Raw genomic sequence first — 16752 nt, 5'->3', positions numbered from 1 at the left:
CGGGTGAGCTGGCTGACGGTCCTCCTGGCCCTGCTCGCGGCGCTCTGCAACGCCTCGGCGTCGGTCCTGCAGCGCCGGGCCGCGACGGACGAGCCGGAGGGCGGCAGAGGGGTGCGCCAGGCGGCGCGGTGGCTGGCCGGGGTGTTGCGGCGGCCGCACTGGCTGGCGGGTGCGGGCCTGCTCGCCCTGTCGACGGTGCTGCAGGCCGCCGCGCTGGCCGTGGGCAGCCTGTCCCTGGTCCAGCCCCTGATGGCGAGTGAGCTGCTGTTCACCCTGGCCGTCGGCAGCGTGGTCTTCCACCGGCACCCCGACCGTCGCACCTGGCTGGCCTTCGTGGCCCTCGGCGTCGGGCTGGCCCTCTTCCTCGGGGCGGCGAATCCCTCTCTCGGCCGGTCCACGGCTCTGCCAGGGCGCTGGCTGCCGGCGGGAGTATCGGTGCTGTGCGCCGTAGCCCTGTTGGTGGCCGTGGCCCGCCTGTGCAGGGGCGCGCCGCGCGCCGGGCTGCTCGGGCTCGCGTCCGCGGTGTCGTTCGCCGCCACGGCCGCGCTGCTGAAGGAGGTCGTGGGAAGAGCCGGGGAGGAGTCGGGCACCGTGCTGGCGCAATGGCCGCCGTACGCGACGGTCGGCGTCGGGGTGGTCGCCTTCCTGCTGTTGCAGAGCGCGTTGCGGGCCGGGACCCTGGCGGCGTCCCAACCCGCCCTGACCCTCGGCGACGCCCTGACCAGTGTGGCGCTGGGGTGGGCGCTGTACGGCGAGCAGATCGCCCTCGGTGTGCGGGTCCTGCCGGAACTCGTCGGCGTGGCACTCATCGGGGCCGGAAGCATCGGGCTGGCGAGAGCCCCGTCGGTCAGCGGCGCCTGGGACTCGGCGCCGGGAGGCCGCAACGGCGCGGACCCCGGCACGCAGAGACCGGCACATCAAGGGTCGTGAACCGGCCACCCCCGGACCGCGACGCCGAAGGAGGCGCACTCACCCATGCCCCATCCCCCCGCCATGCGTGCTGGCATGGCCCTGGCGCCGTTCGCCGCGGTCGCGGCCGCGCACATCGGTCCGGCCGTGACTTGGCTGCCCGGCCTGCGGCGGCGCTGCTTCCCGCGGCTCGCCGGTGTCGGCCGCCCCAGGCACATCGCCCTCACCTTCGACGACGGTCCGGATCCGGCGTCCACACCGCGCTTCCTCGACGCGCTGGACGGTCTCGGCGTGCGGGCGACCTTCTTCGTGCTGGGCGAGGCCGTCGCGCGGTACCCGGCACTGACCCGTCAGACCCTGGAGCGCGGGCACGAACTCGCCGTACACGGCTGGACCCATGACCGCCCGTGGCTGCCCTCCCCCGGACGGGATACGGCCGACCTGTTGCGCGCGGTCCACGCCGTGCGCGACATCACGGGCAGTGCGCCGCGCTGGTACCGCCCGCCGTACGGCATCCTCACCTCGGGACGCTGGGGGGCCGCCCGGAGGGCCGGGCTCGAACCGGTGCTGTGGACCGCCTGGGGCAGGGACTGGACCGCGGACGCCACGCCCGACTCCGTACGCGCGGTCGCCGAAGCCGACCTGCGGGGCGGCGGCACCCTGCTCCTGCACGACTCCGACCGGACCTCGGCCGCCGGCTGCTGGCGCGCCACACTCGGCGCGCTGCCGGGGATCGTGAACGCCTGCCGTGACGCCGGTCTGACCGTGGGTCCGCTCGCCGAACACGGCACGGGAACCGGCGGAGCGCGCGTGAAGGACCACGGTGCCTTCGCGGTCGCCGTCGGCAGCGGCCGGCCCAAGCCGGTCGGCTCCGGGGAGCCATAGCCCGGAAGCCACCGATCCGAAGGGCGCGCCGGCGACGTCCGGAACGGCGCGCCCGTGACGGTGCCGCGGCACCTGAGTCGCCCTCACCGGCGGGCGCGCCGCATCCGTGCCGTGGGCGCAGGCGAAACCGGCCGTGCGCCCTGCACTTGAGCACGGCGGGGGCGCGCTGCTCAGCCCCGGGGTGCTCCCCCACGCAGTCCGTCCATCACGAGGTCCAGCAGCCTGGTGGCGCGCGGCTGCCAGTCCGTGCGGGGATCGATTTGCCAGAGGCCGGCGATGGCGAGGAGGAAGTCGTCGGAGGTCACACCCGGACGAATGGTGCCGGCCTCCTCGTTCGCGCGGAGCAGGAGTTCGGCCGCGGAGGTCACCGGTGTGTGGCCCGGTTTCGCGGGGCTCCCGGGGGCGCTGGTGGCCTGCCGGATGGCATCCGCCAGACCGGCCTTGGCCATGGCGAACCGGGCAAGGCGGTCCATCCACTCGCGCAGCGCCTGGTCCGGCGCCCGCGTCGCCAGCAGCTGGGCCGCGCTGTCGGCGACCTGCTGCGTTTCGTACCGGTACACCTCAAGGACGAGCGCCTCGCGATTGGGGAAGTTGCGGTAGAAAGTGCCCTGCCCGACGCCCGCCTTCTTGGCGATCACGCTCAGGGGGGTGTCCGCACAACGCGTCAGCTCGGTCACGGCCACTTCCAGGATGCGCTCGCGATTTCGTTGCGCGTCCGAGCGCAGAGGCGCCTCCTTCTTCCGCTGCACTCGCCCTCCTCGCGGGTCCCCGGCCGACCCCGGCCTTGCTAACCGGACAGCTGTCCGTTACGTTTCTCATTACCGGACAGCTGTCCGCTTAGCTCCACCATAGCGTCGGACACGGCCGAGGCCGCCTGCCGGTGGCCGCCCATCGGCGTTGGCCCCCCGCATCCTGCACGCATCGCAAGCGATACCGCTATGTACAGCGCCCTCCCCCCGAGTCGTCTGCCTGCCGGACCGCCCCCCACGTGCCCCTGATACGGGAAAGAAGGCTGATCATGGCCCCAGCCCCCTTGTCGACGTACAGCGACATCATCTTGAACATCAACGGCGAGAAGTACGCGTTGTCCGTCGACCACCGCACCACCCTGCTCGACGCACTGCGCGAGCGCCTCGATCTGACCGGCACGAAGAAGGGCTGCGACCAGGGACAGTGCGGTGCCTGCACCGTACTGGTCGACGGGCGCCGGGCCGTCTCCTGCCTACAGCTCGCGGTGGCTGCCGAGGGGCGCGAGATCACCACCATCGAAGGCGTGGCCGACGCCGAGCGGCTCCACCCGGTGCAGCAGGCGTTCCTCGACCTCGACGGCTACCAGTGCGGTTACTGCACCCCCGGACAGATCTGTTCCGCGGTGGCGGTGCTCAAGGAACACGCCGAGGGCTGGCCCAGTGCCGTCACCGACGACGTCCGGCCCGAAGCGGGACCACCACCGCTCACCGACGACGAGATCAGGGAGCGGATGAGCGGCAACCTGTGCCGCTGCGGCGCGTATGTGTCGATCGTGCAGGCGGTCGCCCGGGCGGCCGCTGCCGGCGCGGAGGCACAGGACCCGGCGGAGGCGGCGGCATGAGGGAATTCGGCTATCAGAGGGCGTCAGACGTCGCCGGCGCGGTGGCCCTGCTCGGTGACGATCCGGACGCGCGCTTCCTCGGCGGCGGCACCAACCTCGTCGACCTGATGAAGACCGGGGTGGAACGGCCCGCCCGACTGGTGGACGTACGCGAACTCCCCCTGGACCGGATCGAGTCGACGGACGACCGCGGCCTGCGCATCGGCGCCACCGTCACCAACGGCGATCTCGCCGCCCACCCCGAAGTACGGCGACGGTATCCGGCGTTGGCACAGGCGGTGCTGGCCGGTGCCTCCGGGCAACTGCGCAACATGGCCACGGTCGGCGGGAACCTGCTCCAGCGCACCCGCTGCGGCTACTTCGCCGACGTGACCAGGCCGTGCAACAAGCGTGTCCCGGGCAGCGGCTGCCCCGCGGTCGAGGGCGAGCACCGCAACCACGCGATCCTCGGTGCCTCCGAGCACTGTGTGGCAGTCCACCCCTCGGACATGGGCGTGGCGCTGACCGCCTTCGACGCCGTCGTCTCCTACGAAACGCTGGACGGGCCAGGCGAGTTGCCGCTCACCGAGTTCTACCTGCCGGTGGGCGACACCCCGCACCGGGAGACCGCCCTGCCGCCGGGAGCGCTGATCACGGGCGTCACCCTGCCGCCCGCTCCGGTCGCCGCCCGATCGCGCTACCGCAAAGTGCGGGAGCGTGCCTCGTACGCGTTCGCGATCGCCTCGATCGCCGGTGCGCTCGACGTCCGGGACGGTGTCGTAGAGGACGTACGTCTGGCCTTCGGCGCCGTGGCGTCCCGGCCCTGGCGCGCCCGGACGGCCGAACGCGTCCTCACCGGCGCGCCGGCCGACGGCAAGACCTTCGCCGCCGCCGCGGACGCCGAACTGGCGGCGGCCGAGCCGCTGCCGCACAACGGATACAAGGTGACGCTGATGCGCAACCTCGTGGTGGCCGTGCTCACCGAACTCGCCGAGGAGGCCGACCGATGACGACCCTGACGACCGGGACCGCGACGGCCAAAGCCTCCGTCGGGACGGCGCACGTCCGTGTGGAAGGCCGGGACAAGGTCACCGGGGCGGCTCGCTACGCAGGCGAGATCCCCTTCGCCGAACTCGCCCACGGCTGGCTGGTGCTGTCCACCGTCGCCCGCGGCCGCATCCGCTCGGTGGAGACGGATCCGGTCCTCGGTATGCCAGGTGTCCTCGCCGTGCTGCACCACCAGAACGCCCCGCGCGTCGACAGCGACCACACCGGTCTGCTGGGGGTGGCGCCGGAGCCGACCTCGGCCCTCTTCCAGCACGACCGGGTGCCGCACATGGGCTGGCCCGTGGCGCTAGTCGTGGCCGAGACGTCCGAACAGGCCAGGGAGGCCGCCGAGGCGCTCGTGGTGCACTACGCGCAGGAGCCGCACGACGTGGCGTTCACCGGCGGGCACCCGGATGCGTACCCGGTGGACGGCCATATGCCGGGGGTGACGGAGCGAGGGGACCTCGACGGCGAACTCGCGGCGTCCGCCGTCGTCGTGGACGCGGAGTACACCACGCCGGAAGAGCACCACAACCCGATGGAGCCGCACGCGGCGATGGCCCGGTGGGACGACGGGCGGCTCGAAGTCGTGGACTCCAACCAGGGAACCACCTGGGTCGCGGACGGACTCGCCAAACTGTTCTCCCTCGACCCGGCCGCGGTACGGGTGCGGTCCGAACATGTCGGCGGCGGCTTCGGGAGCAAGGGGGTCCGCGCCCACCAGGTGGCCGCCGTGATGGCCGCCACCGTGCTGCGGCGGCCGGTACGCGTGATCATGACCCGTCGTCAGATGTTCTCGCTCGCCGGGTACCGCAGTCCCACCACCCAGCGCGTCAGGCTCGGCGCCGACTCCGGCGGACGGCTGCGCGCACTGGAGCACAGCTCCCTCAACCTCACCTCGACCGTGCACGAGTTCGTCGAGCCGAGCGCCGGGGTGGCACGGGTTATGTACGACGCCGACGCCCATCACACGGCCAACCAGGTGGTACGGCTCGATGTGCCGACACCGACCTGGATGCGTGCGCCGGGCGAGGCACCGGGCTCGTTCGCACTGGAAGCGGCACTCGACGAACTCGCCGAGAAGTGCGGGATCGACCCGATCGAGCTGCGCGCACGCAACGAACCCGAGCGAGGTCCTGTGTCCGGGCTGCCGTTCGGGGGCCGTAACCTGCTCGCCTGTTTCCAGGAGGGCGCCCGCAGATTCGGCTGGGCGGACCGGGACCCGCGTCCCGGCCTGCGCCGCGACGGGCGCTGGCTGCTGGGCACCGGCACGGCGGCGGCCTCCTTCCCCGCGGGAGCGGGACCGTCCACCGCGGTCGTGACGGCGGAGGCGGACGGCACCTTCACCGTGCGGATCGCCGCTGCGGACATCGGAACCGGGGCCAGGACCGCGCTCACCCTGGTCGCGGCCGACGCCCTGGAGGTGGTCCCGGACCGTGTCCGGGTCCGGATCGGGGACAGCGACTTCGGGCCGGCGATGATCGCCGGAGGGTCGATGGGCACCCGCTCCTGGGCCTGGGCGGTGACGGAGGCCGCGCGCGAGGTGCGGGAGCTACTCGCCCTCGGCACCACCGTCCCCGCGGAGGGCATCACGGCGCGATCGAACACGTCCGCGGCCATCGGCGCCCTCACGCCGAAGGAACGGCACTCCTTCGGAGCGCAGTTCGCCGAGGTGGCCGTCGACATCACCACGGGCGAGGTACGCGTACGACGTATGCTCGGCGTCTTCGCGGCGGGCCGGATCGTCAACCCGCTCACGGCACGCAGCCAGCTCGTCGGCGGGATGACCTGGGGCATCTCCATGGCACTGTACGAGGAGGCGGTCAGGGACCTGGCTTCGGGCGGACATGTCGGAGCCGATCTCGCGAGCTACCACGTCGCCACGCACGCCGACGTACCGCACCTGGAGGCGCACTGGCTGGAGGACCCGGACCCGGACGACCCGGTCGGCATCAAGGGCATCGGGGAGATCGGCATCGTCGGCGCCGCGGCGGCGATCGCCAACGCGGTCTGGCACGCCACCGGTGTACGCCACCGGAATCTGCCCATCCGTCCCGACCGCGTTCTGTCGGCCGGCGCGGGAGCGCCGCATGCTTGACATCGCCGAGCAGTTGAGCGGCTGGATCGAGGAGGGCCGGGACTTCGCCGTCGCCACCGTGGTGGCCGTCGGCGGCAGCGCGCCGCGCGGTCCCGGCGCGACCCTCGCCGTCGACAGCGAAGGCACGGTCATCGGCTCTGTGTCCGGCGGCTGTGTCGAAGGGGCGGTGTACGAGCTGTGCGTCCAGGCGCTGCGGGACGGCGAGACGGTCCTGGAACGCTTCGGCTACAGCGACGAGGACGCCTTCGCCGTCGGGCTGACCTGCGGCGGGGTCATCGACATCATGGTCACTCCGGTCGGCACGCAGTCACCGGCACGGCCGGTCCTGCAATCGGCGCTGGCGGCAGCCGTACGGCATGAGCCCGCGGCTATCGCCCGAGTGGCCCGGGGGCCGGCCGCCTTGCTCGGCAGGGCCGTGCTCGTGCGCCCCGACGGAGCGTACGAGGGCCATCTGGGCGGGCGGATGGAACTGGACCGGACCGCGGCGGCCGAGGCACGGGCCATGCTGGAGGCCGGGCGCACCGGCACGGTCGAGCTTTCGCAGGACGGATCGCACTGCCCGGGCGGCCTCACCCTGCTGGTCGAGACGCATGTACGCCCGCCTAGGCTGATCGTCTTCGGGGCGATCGACTTCGCCGCTGCGCTCGTGCGTGCGGGCAAGTTCCTCGGCTACCACGTGACCGTGTGCGACGCCCGGCCGGTCTTCGCCACACGGGCCCGATTCCCCGACGCGGACGACATCGTGGTCGACTGGCCGCACCGCTACCTGCGGCGTACCGCGACCGACAGGCGCACGGTGCTGTGCGTGCTCACGCACGACGCCAAGTTCGACGTACCCCTGCTCAGGGCGGCGCTGCGGATGCCGGTCGCGTTCGTCGGCGCCATGGGCTCACGCCGCACCCATGAAGACCGCAACCGGCGGCTGCGTGAGGCGGGGGTGAGCGAGCGGGAGCTGTCCAGGCTGCGGTCGCCGATCGGCCTCGATCTGGGTGCCCGGACGCCCGAGGAGACCGCTCTGTCGATCGCGGCCGAGATCGTCGCGGCCCGGCGGGGCGGCACGGGCGTCCCGCTGACCGGCTCCGGGACGCCGATTCACCATGGCGCGGGAGAACGGGGCGGCGTCGCGGCCGCCTGAGCGGCAGGACGGTCCCGGCTCGCGCACGGGGCGACGGACTCGAGTCGTCCTTTCGCGGCTGGGCGCCCACGTTCTGACGGCCTGTATGTCAGGTGCCCACCGCCACTGAGTGCCGATGACCGAGGCGGTCTCGACCTCGATACGAGAGGCACCACCGGTCCCTGAACGTCCGGTCCAGTGACGCCGTCCGCCCCTGCCTCGAATCCGGCACCCCTGGGCCCCGCGCTCGCTGGGCGGGGCCCCGGTGGAGCCTGCACCATGCGCAGGACGGGCCGGGGCACCGGCACGGACCAGGTGCCCGCCCGCCTCGGCCGTAAGAGGGATCGGTCCCGCCGGAGCCGGGGCGTGCCCGTCCGGCAGGTCCCGGCTCGGATACCTTTCGGTAGCCGACCGGAAAGTACGCATGACCTACCGTCAGCTGTACTGACCGGACACCGCCGTGCCGGCGCCACCCGTCCGACGCCCTGCTCCCGGTCGCCGACACCGGGCACGAACCGGCCGGCCGGGCTGGGCAGCGGGGGCTCCGGTACGCCCCGACAGCGCATGGTCCCCTGCGCTGTCGGGGCCGACGGGCGGCGGCTCCTCCCCCTTCCCCGACTGCTCGGCGTTCTCCCAGACTTGCTCGACGCGAGGGCTACGGTTGTGTGCTGGCGGAGGCCGACGTCGCGTCGGCTCCCTTCTCCTTCGCCGCCTGAAGCGCCTTCAGGTAGTCCTCCGGGGACAGCGCCTTGCACTCCGGCGTGCCGTCGTCCGCGGTGTCGTTCTTCCTGGCCACCAGAGCGTCCGTGCAGGCGGCTATCTGCTCCGCGCTCGCGGTCTCGGCAGCGGTGGAGGTCGGCTTCGCGGACCCGTCACTGCCCGAGTCCAGGGCGGAGCAGCCCGTCAACGCGAGCACGGCGACGACGAATACGGCGGCGGTGTGGCGCATGGTCTTCCTCAAGTAGCGGGCAGTTCGGTCAACGTCGGGGACGGGGTGTCGAGGGCCGGGATCACGGCGCCGGGCATCCCTCCCGGCAGGGCCGCGAGGGCACGGCACAGCGGCCGCCTGGGGTGGCGGCATATGCCTGAGTGACCTCGTGGTCACGTAGGGGAACGGCCGGACTTTTGCATTCCAGGCGCGCCGCGTCAACCGCTCCTTCACAATTAGGCCGCGTCGTTACGGATCAGCGCCCGAGCGGGCAGCAAAGGGGCCAGGGGCGGGCAGCCGGACACTGTCGTACGCCCGAGTGCGAGGGCCCGCCCGGGCGCCGTGGGATGCGGGCGTGCCCTTGACGGGTGAATCTGGGGGTATGGCCGAGCGTCGCGTGATCGTTTCCCCGCCCTCCGAGACTGGCGGCCGGCGTGTCCGGGCCGACGGCGAAATCCTGGGGATGGCGTACGGCCTGCACGATCTGGCGGTGCTCCTGCAGCGTGCCGGGCTGGAGGGCTGGGACGAACTGGATGTCGCCGAGTCACCCCTGATCGAGTGGCACGGTGGTGGACCCGAGGTATGGCCGAGGAGCGGCTGAGCGCGGCTGACCCAGTCCGTACGGCCTACCCCGGTGGCGGATCGGTCGTGCTCCCGGGTGCCTCACCCGGCGGCGGCTGACGGGGCGACAAACGTCCTCGCCGTGCCGTACCGCAGCGCCGCTAGGTGAACTCGGCTGCGCGACGGCGTCAGCGAAACCGGGCGGCCATCCGCCCGGGACGACCACCCGGCCGTCGGTCTCGTCCACGCCGAGGAGCCCGGATCCGGGGTCCTGGCGGGGCGGCGACGGGAGGTGTGGGCGCATGCGGACACCGGGCCGCGTCCGGCTGCGGCAGGCCCCGGCCTGGCTCCGTACGCACGATCCAGAGCTCGCGGCGACCCGCCGGGCGGTGCGGACGGCGCTCGTGATGCCGGCCCTGTTCGCCCTGTGCGGCGAGGTGATCGGATCCCCCACCATGGCGACCTTCGCGGCGTTCGGTTCGTTCTCGATGCTGCTGCTCGTCGAGTTCACCGGCCCGATGATGCAGCGGCTGCGGGCCCAGCTGGGCCTCGCGGTGGCCTGGATGGTGCTCATCTGCCTCGGCACACTCGTGGCCCGTGAGGTCTGGCTCGCGGTGGCCGCCATGGTCCTGGTGGGTTTCCTGATCCTCTTCTCCGCCGTGGTCAGTTCCGTTCTGTCGGGGGCGACGACGGCGCTGCTGCTGGCCTTCATCCTCCCGGTGACCTCCTCCGGGACGCTGTCGCAGCTGCCCGAGCGGCTCGCCGGAGCGGGGCTGGCGGCAGCCGCGTCCCTACCGGCGATCTCCCTGCTGTGGCCGCGCCCGGCGGCCGACCCCCTGAGCGCGCCCGCCTCGCGTGTCTGCCGCGCGACCGCCGCGCAACTGCGCATCGACGCCGCGCGGCTGGCGGGCGGGCCCAACGCGCCGGGCGTCCCGCAGTGCCGGGCCGCGGCCGAGGAAGCCGCCGCGGCCGCCGGCGAGCTGCGCCGCGCGTTCGATGCCACCCCCTACCGGCCCACCGGGCTGTCCGCCGGCTCCCGGGCCCTGGTCCGCCTCGTCGACGAACTGACCTGGCTGTGCGCCATCGTGGCGGACAGGCCGCCCCCGCACGAGGACCTCCCGGCCTGCGACCCGGCGGCCCATCGCGTCCGCCGGGCCGGCGCCGAAGTGCTGGACCGGTCCGCCGACCTGCTGGACGCGCCGCGCGAGCCCTCCGACGCTCTCCAGGCAGCCAGGACCCAACTGCGCTCGGCCCTGGCGGACATGGAACGCAGCGCCACCACCCGACTGCCCATGCGGCGGCCCCGCCCGGCCACCGAATCGGCGGTCCGCGCCTTCCTCGGCACCCTGGACCTATCGTTCCGCGCCCAGGAACTGGGGTTCGCCACGCTCCAGATCGCCGGGAACGTGGACCTGGCGGCGGCCGCCGAACGGCGCGGCTGGGCCGAGCGTCTCCTCGGCCGCGATCCCGGCGCCCTGGGCGGGCCCCTGGCGGCGGCGCACGAGCGGGCGGCAGCGCATCTGCAGCCGCACTCGGTCTGGCTCCACAACAGCCTCCGGGGCGCGCTGGGCCTCGGCGCCGCGGTGGCCCTCGCCGACCTGGCCGGTATCCAGCACTCGTTCTGGGTGCTTCTCGGAACCCTTTCCGTACTGCGTTCGAACGCGCTCAACACTGGTCAGAACGCGCTGCGCGCCCTGGGCGGTACCGTCGCCGGCTCGCTCATCGGGGCCGGGCTGCTGCACCCGTTCGGGCACCACGGCACACCTCTGTGGTTCCTGCTGCCCCTCGCCGTGCTCGTTGCCGGCATCGCACCCACGGCCATCTCCTTCGCCGCCGGACAGGCGGCCTTCACCATCACCCTCGTCATCCTGTTCAACATCGGACACGACCCCAACTGGCACATCGCCCTGCTGCGGGTCCAGGACATCGCTCTCGGCTGCGCGGTGAGCATGGTGGTCGGCCTGCTCTTCTGGCCGCGCGGTGCCGCGGCCGCGGTCGACCGTGCCCTCGCCACGGCGTACACGGACAGCGCCCGCTATCTGGCGGGCGCGGTGCGGTACGCCGTCCGCCGCTGCGGCCCCGATCCCGCACCGGCCGACGCCCCGGTGCGCCTGGGCCGCCAGGCGGCTGCCGCCGCCCGCAGACTCGATGACGCCTTCCGCGGCTACCTCGCCGAACACGGCGCGAAACCGGTCCCCCTGGCGGACATGACGACCCTGGTCACCGGCATCGTAGGACTGCGACTCGCCGCGGACGCCGTGCTGATGCTGTGGCAGCGCGACGGACAGCCGCACACGGAAGCGGACCGGGCCGACGCCCGCCTCGTCCTGCTGAACACCGCGAACCACGTGTCCGACTGGTACCGGTCCCTGGCCACCGGCCTGACCATGCACACATCCGTGCCCGATCCGCTGCCGCGCAGTCCCGCCGCCGAGGCACGCCTGGTCGCGTCCCTCCATCAGGACCTGACCGACGACCGCGGACAGGCCACCGGCACCGCCGTGCGCATCATCTGGACCTCCGACCACCTCGACGTCGCCCGCCGCCTCCAGCCCAGCCTGGCCGCGGCAGCGGCGGCCGCCGGTCCGGACAAAACGACCGGCACGTCCCTTGCCCGCCGGTGGCGCCGCCGAGTCGGTCCACGGCGCGGTCACGATCCCGGAGAGCGCTGACACCGCAGGCAGGGCCGAAGGGCGGCAGCCCGGCGGCCGCGGCGCGTGGCGCGGATGCCTGCGGCAGCCGCGTGTCCCATCCGACGGAGTCCGAGGCGGCGCTCAAACGCGGGGACCGGGCCTCGCCGGCCGGTGATCCAAAGGGTGCGCGACGCCACGACGGCGGTTTCCCTCCGCGGCGCTTCCGGCGTGGCGCTCGTCCGCAGGAAACACACCCGCCCGCCGGTGGCCACAAACTGCGCGAAGGAACAGCCGTACGGGACCGCCGTCGGCGGCGGTGGCAGGCGGCTGGGGGCATGCTGGAGAAATGATCGTGCTCGCCGCGTTGTTCGCCGTCATCGGCGCCGCCAGCAATGCGATGGGTACGGCCTTTCAGCGCAAGGCGGCGTCCACCGTCGCGCGCGGCGGTGGTCTGCGGCTCGTCGTCGCACTCGCACACCGCCCTGCCTGGCTGCTCGGCATCGGCGGGGTCATGGGGGCCGCATTGTTCCAGGCGCTGGCCCTGCTGAACGGCCCCATGGCCCTGGTGCAGCCGCTCTTCGTCCTCGAACTGCCCTTCGCCCTGCTGATCGCGGCCCCGCTCATGCACCGCCGGCTGCCGCCCGCGGCCTGGTGGGCGATCACGGGGGTGGTCGGGGGGCTCGCACTGGTCCTCGGATCCGCATCCCCGGCCGGCGCGCAGAACCAGGCGTCCATGATGCGCTGGCTCCCGGTCCTGGTGATCTGCCTGGGAGCCATGGCGGCGGCGGTCGCCGTGGCCCGCCCGGGCCGCCCTCCGCTGTTCCGGGCCGCCGTGCTGGCCACGGCCTCGGCCATCGGCAACGCCCTCACCGCCGCGCTGCTGAAGTCGGCCACGGGGAAGTTCGCCGAGGGAGGTCTGCCGGCCTTTCTGACGTCCTGGCAGACGTACGGCTTCGCGGTGACCGGTGTCTGCGCGATCCTGCTGCTCGAGAACGCCCTCCAGGCGGGCTCGCTGGGCGCGTCCCAGCCCGCGCTGACCATCGGGGACGCCACGGTGAGCCTGCTGATCGGCATCACGCTGTTCGAGGAGCGGATCCGGACCGGCTGGTGGGTGCTGCCGGAGTTGATCGGGGTCGCGCTCATCGTGTGGGGGGTACTGAGGCTGAGCCGGGTGGTCGGCGCGCAGGCGGCGGAGGCCGCCGGCGCACGGAGCTCATCTGCTTGAGGCGCCCCGGCCGTCGGACCCGCGGTGCTCACGGCGTCAGGCTCGCCGCCCTTCCTGGCGGCTCTCCTCGCGTCACTCGAGGCGCCACTCGAAGGTCGCGCCGAACTTGGCCCCCTCCGGACACTTATGTCCCACTTGTCTTACCCTGGACTGATACCAGGTGGGGACTACAGGTATCTGTGAGTAACATCCTTGGTGTGAATTGAGCTGGAATGACTGATCCTGAGTGGAACGTCGGTCACAGCGGAAGCGTGTCCGACGCGGTCACGGCCACCATCAGCCCGGGAGGCACCATCACGGGCTGGAGCCCGGCGGCCGAGCGGTTGCTGGGCTACCGTGCGGCGGAGGTCGTAGGCCACGCCGCGACCGATCTGCTCGCCGCCCGCGGGCCGTCCGACGCAGCGGGGCTCTCCCTGATCGGCTCCCAGGAGTGGAGCGGCACCGCGGCGCTCCGGCATCGCGACGGTCACCGCGTGGCACTGACCCTGCACGCCTACCCGTCGCTCGACGGCCGAGGCCGGCCCCAGGGGTTCGTGGTGATCGCCGCGACCGGCTCGACGGAGGCGCAGCGCGATCAGAGGATGGTGGCGTGGGCCTTCGCCCAGTCCTCGATCGCCCTGTCCACCTTCACCACTGACACCCGCTCCTGGCAGCTGAACGCCATGGCGTCGGGAAGCCCCCGTCGTGACGACGGTGAGACGGGCCCGTCGCCGTACACGGATCTGCTCGACGGCAGCCGCGCCGACGAAGGGTTCCTGAGGTGTGTCCAGCAGGTCGCGGAGCGGGCGGAGCCGATGCGCTACGAGCGGCACATCCCAGGGCCGTCCTCCACCCGGGAGCAGGCCTGGGTCATCGAGCTGTGGCCGGTGCGGGACCCTGTGACCAACCGCGTGTGCGGTGTCGGCACCGCGACCTTCGAGAGCAGCCAGCACCATACGGCCCGGCAGCGCCTGGCGCTGCTGAACGAGGCGGGCACCCGCATCGGCACCACCTTGAACGTGACCCGTACCGCCGAGGAACTGGCCGATCTGGCCGTGCCGCACCTCGCCGACTTCGTGAGCGTGGACCTGCTGGACACCGTGACGCGCGGTGAGGAGCCCGTTCCGGGACCCGTCGACGCCTCGGTCGGCCTGCGGCGCGTGGCACACCAGTCCGCCCGACAGGGGGTGCCCGAAGCGGCCGTCGCACTCGGCGCCATCGACACCTATCTCCCGCTCTCACCCCCCGCCCGGGCCCTCCGCACCGGGCGGCCCGTGCTCAGCGCGAAGGGGGATCCCGACTTCAACCAATGGATCGCCGTCAACGAGAGGCGATACCGCAGTGTGCACGCATTCGATTTCCACTCGGTCATGTCCATACCGCTGCGGGCGCGGGGGATCTCGCTCGGCGTGGCGGTCTTCGCCCGTCTCAAGGACTCGGTCCCCTTCGAGCCGGACGACCTCATCCTCGCCGAGGAACTCGCCGGCAGGGCGGCGGTCGGCGTGGACAACGCGCGCCGCTACACCCGCGAGCGCACCAACGCGCTCACTCTCCAGCGCAGTCTGCTGCCCCGTGACCTCCCCCAGCAGGCGGCCGTGGAGGTCGCGTACCGCTATCTGCCGGCCGGCAATGGCGCCGGAGTGGGCGGTGACTGGTTCGACGTGGTGCCCCTGTCCGGTACCCGGGTCGCCCTGGTCGTCGGCGACGTGGTCGGGCACGGCATCCACGCCTCGGCCACCATGGGGCGGCTGCGCACGGCCGTGCGCACCCTCGCCGATGTGGACCTTCCCCCCGACGAGCTCCTGACCCATCTCGACGACCTGGTCAGCCACCTCACCACCGACAACGAGAGCGTCGTCGGGGACGAGCCGCTGACCGGCGGGATCGGCGCGACCTGTCTGTACGCCGTCTACGACCCGGTCTCCCGCGTCTGCACACTGGCGAGCGCGGGCCACGTCCCGCCGGCCGTGCTGCTGCCGGACGGCACGGTCAGCCTAGTCCGGCTCACTCCGGGTCCGCTGCTCGGTGTCGGGGGCCTGCCCTTCGAGTGCACCGAGCTGGAGCTGCCGGAGGGGAGTCTGCTCGCCTTGTACACCGACGGGTTGGTCGAGTCCCGCGACCGTGACGTCGGCCTGGGGCTCGACCGGCTGTGCGAAGCCCTGGCGTCCCCCGTCCTCTCCCTGGACGAGGCCTGCGACCACCTCATCGAGGCGATGCTGCCGCAGGGCCCCGTCGACGACGTGGCCCTGGTCCTCGCCCGCACCCGCGCCCTGCACGCCGACCAGGTCGCCGCCTGGGCGCTGCCGTCCGACCCCGCGGTCGTCGCCGACGCCCGGGCCCAGACCACCCACCAGCTCTCGCTCTGGGGGCTGCAGGACGCGGCCTTCGTCACCGAACTGGTGGTGAGCGAGCTGGTCACCAACGCCATCCGGTACGGCGAAGTGCCCATCGGGCTGCGGCTGATCCGGGACCGCACGCTGATCTGCGAGGTCTCCGACGCCAGCAGCACCGCGCCGCATCTGCGCCGGGCTCGCGTCTACGACGAGGGAGGACGCGGCCTGCACCTCGTCGCTCGGCTCACCCAGGGCTGGGGCACCCGCCAGACCTCCACGGGCAAGACCATCTGGGCCGAACAGGCCCTCCCGGTCGGCTGACCGGCGGCACGGCGCGGTCCGGCAACCGTGACGGATCCTGCGGGAAGTTGCCGGCGTCCGTCCCGGCCCCGCAGGGGTTGGGAGCTGTTCGGTTTCGGATGTGCAGGAGTGTGTGTGAGTGTGCACGAGCATGTACTTGTTCGTGGTGTTGCAGCACGCACGACGCATGGCGGGCACTGTCAGTGCCGGCCGGTAGCGTTCTTCCTGTTGCTGATCACGTGCTGTGGAAGGGGGTGCATCGATGCGTGGTGAGTCGCTGCGCACGATCGCTGCCCCCTTCGTGGCCGTCGGCCCGTCCGGCGTGGCGATCCGCACCCGCATCAAGGGCCTCACGCCGGACGACGAGCAGGTGTTACGTCTGGTCGGCGCGCATCTGGGGTCGCTGGCCTCGAAGGATCTCAAACGCCGGTGCGCCGAAGGCCTGGAGCACTCCGCAGATACGTGGGCCAGGCGCAAGCGGGCCCTGACCGACACGTCGTCCTCGCGCTGGGCCGGTTCGATCACGAAGGCCACCCACGATCAGTGGGCGCTGTCCCGGCGCGCCCAGCTCGCGCACATCCACAGCCTTGAGGCCGGCATCAAGACGATCACCCACCGCCTGTCGCTGCCGGTGGGCGAGAAGGGCACGAAGCGGGCTCCGGGCGGATACCGCACCCGGCAGGAGTGGTTCCAAAAGTCCCGGCGGCTGCATCTGCTCAAGGATCGGCTGGAGCGGGAGCGGGCCGATCACGAGGTGGGGCGGGTGCGGGTCGTGCGGGGCGGCAAACGCCTGCTCCACACCCGACACCACCTCGACGCGGCGCAGCTCACCGAGCACGCATGGCGACAGCGCTGGGAGGCAGCGCGCTGGTTCCTGCAGGCGGACGGCGAGTCGGGCAAGCGGTTGGGGAACGAGACGATCCGCGTCACCCCGGACGGCACGGTGAGTATCAAGCTTCCCGTCCCGCTGGCGCACCTGGCGAACGCCCCGCACGGCCGGTACGTCCTCGCCGCAACCGTGGTCTTCCACCACCGAAGCGACGAGTGGGCCGACCGCATCACCACGAACCGGTCCGTGGCCTACCGCATCCACTACGACGTGCAGCGTGGGCGCTGGTACCTCACCGCGTCCTGGACGATCCCGCCGGTCACCACCGTCCCCCTGTCCCA

Annotated in this window: 12 protein-coding genes and 1 pseudogene; 11 read left to right on the top strand and 2 right to left on the bottom strand. The window is 72.7% G+C overall.

The genetic code is table 11. The features are described from left to right. The first annotated feature begins 3 nt into the window (after positions 1 to 3). Together ACWDA7_RS19220 and ACWDA7_RS19215 are read left to right on the top strand one after the other, a co-directional pair. Positions 4 to 930, top strand: coding sequence for a DMT family transporter (locus ACWDA7_RS19220; protein WP_450605451.1), 927 nt, complete (start codon positions 4 to 6; stop codon positions 928 to 930). Positions 931 to 975: 45 nt separating this feature from the next. Next, positions 976 to 1794, top strand: a complete 819-nt coding sequence (locus ACWDA7_RS19215; protein ID WP_450605450.1) for a polysaccharide deacetylase family protein — start codon at positions 976 to 978, stop codon at positions 1792 to 1794. A 170-nt stretch (positions 1795 to 1964) separates the two neighbouring features. Here ACWDA7_RS19215 and ACWDA7_RS19210 read toward each other — a convergent pair whose 3' ends face one another. Continuing rightward, complete coding sequence (locus ACWDA7_RS19210) at positions 1965 to 2543, bottom strand: TetR/AcrR family transcriptional regulator (RefSeq protein ID WP_450605449.1); 579 nt, start codon at positions 2541 to 2543, stop codon at positions 1965 to 1967. A 269-nt stretch (positions 2544 to 2812) separates the two neighbouring features. On the opposite strand from ACWDA7_RS19210, the gene ACWDA7_RS19205 reads away from it, so the two are divergent. The 4 genes from ACWDA7_RS19205 to ACWDA7_RS19190 are packed head-to-tail and all read left to right on the top strand — an operon-like array spanning position 2813 to position 7644. Further along, on the top strand, positions 2813 to 3385 hold the full coding sequence (locus ACWDA7_RS19205) for a (2Fe-2S)-binding protein (protein WP_450605448.1): 573 nt from the start codon (positions 2813 to 2815) through the stop codon (positions 3383 to 3385). Continuing rightward, positions 3382 to 4374, top strand: a complete 993-nt coding sequence (locus ACWDA7_RS19200; RefSeq protein ID WP_450605447.1) for an FAD binding domain-containing protein — start codon at positions 3382 to 3384, stop codon at positions 4372 to 4374. The genes ACWDA7_RS19205 and ACWDA7_RS19200 overlap by 4 nt, the downstream gene beginning before the upstream one ends. Further along, entirely contained in the window at positions 4371 to 6509 is a 2139-nt protein-coding gene (locus ACWDA7_RS19195; protein ID WP_450605446.1) for a xanthine dehydrogenase family protein molybdopterin-binding subunit, read from the top strand. The genes ACWDA7_RS19200 and ACWDA7_RS19195 overlap by 4 nt, the downstream gene beginning before the upstream one ends. Continuing rightward, entirely contained in the window at positions 6502 to 7644 is a 1143-nt protein-coding gene (locus ACWDA7_RS19190) for an XdhC family protein (protein ID WP_450605445.1), read from the top strand. The genes ACWDA7_RS19195 and ACWDA7_RS19190 overlap by 8 nt, the downstream gene beginning before the upstream one ends. Before the next feature lie 634 nt (positions 7645 to 8278). Here the strand turns inward: ACWDA7_RS19190 and ACWDA7_RS19185 are convergent. Further along, positions 8279 to 8572 (bottom strand): hypothetical protein, encoded by a 294-nt coding sequence (locus ACWDA7_RS19185; protein WP_359392655.1) that lies wholly within the window; start codon positions 8570 to 8572, stop codon positions 8279 to 8281. Positions 8573 to 8933: 361 nt separating this feature from the next. Between ACWDA7_RS19185 and ACWDA7_RS19180 the strand changes: the two genes are divergently transcribed. The 5 genes and pseudogenes from ACWDA7_RS19180 to ACWDA7_RS19160 all read left to right on the top strand — a co-directional run. Further along, complete coding sequence (locus ACWDA7_RS19180; RefSeq protein WP_359392653.1) at positions 8934 to 9152, top strand: hypothetical protein; 219 nt, start codon at positions 8934 to 8936, stop codon at positions 9150 to 9152. 262 nt (positions 9153 to 9414) lie between these two features. After that, positions 9415 to 11784, top strand: coding sequence for an FUSC family protein (locus ACWDA7_RS19175; protein ID WP_450605444.1), 2370 nt, complete (start codon positions 9415 to 9417; stop codon positions 11782 to 11784). 307 nt (positions 11785 to 12091) lie between these two features. Further along, entirely contained in the window at positions 12092 to 12970 is an 879-nt protein-coding gene (locus ACWDA7_RS19170) for a DMT family transporter (RefSeq protein ID WP_450605443.1), read from the top strand. Positions 12971 to 13182: 212 nt separating this feature from the next. Continuing rightward, entirely contained in the window at positions 13183 to 15603 is a 2421-nt protein-coding gene (locus tag ACWDA7_RS19165) for a SpoIIE family protein phosphatase (RefSeq protein WP_450605442.1), read from the top strand. 241 nt (positions 15604 to 15844) lie between these two features. Next, positions 15845 to 16752 (top strand): annotated as a pseudogene (locus tag ACWDA7_RS19160) (IS200/IS605 family accessory protein TnpB-related protein); the annotation flags it as partial.

This window comes from Streptomyces sp. NPDC001156, assembly GCF_053598275.1.
This window is presented reverse-complemented; position numbering and strand designations above follow the sequence as displayed.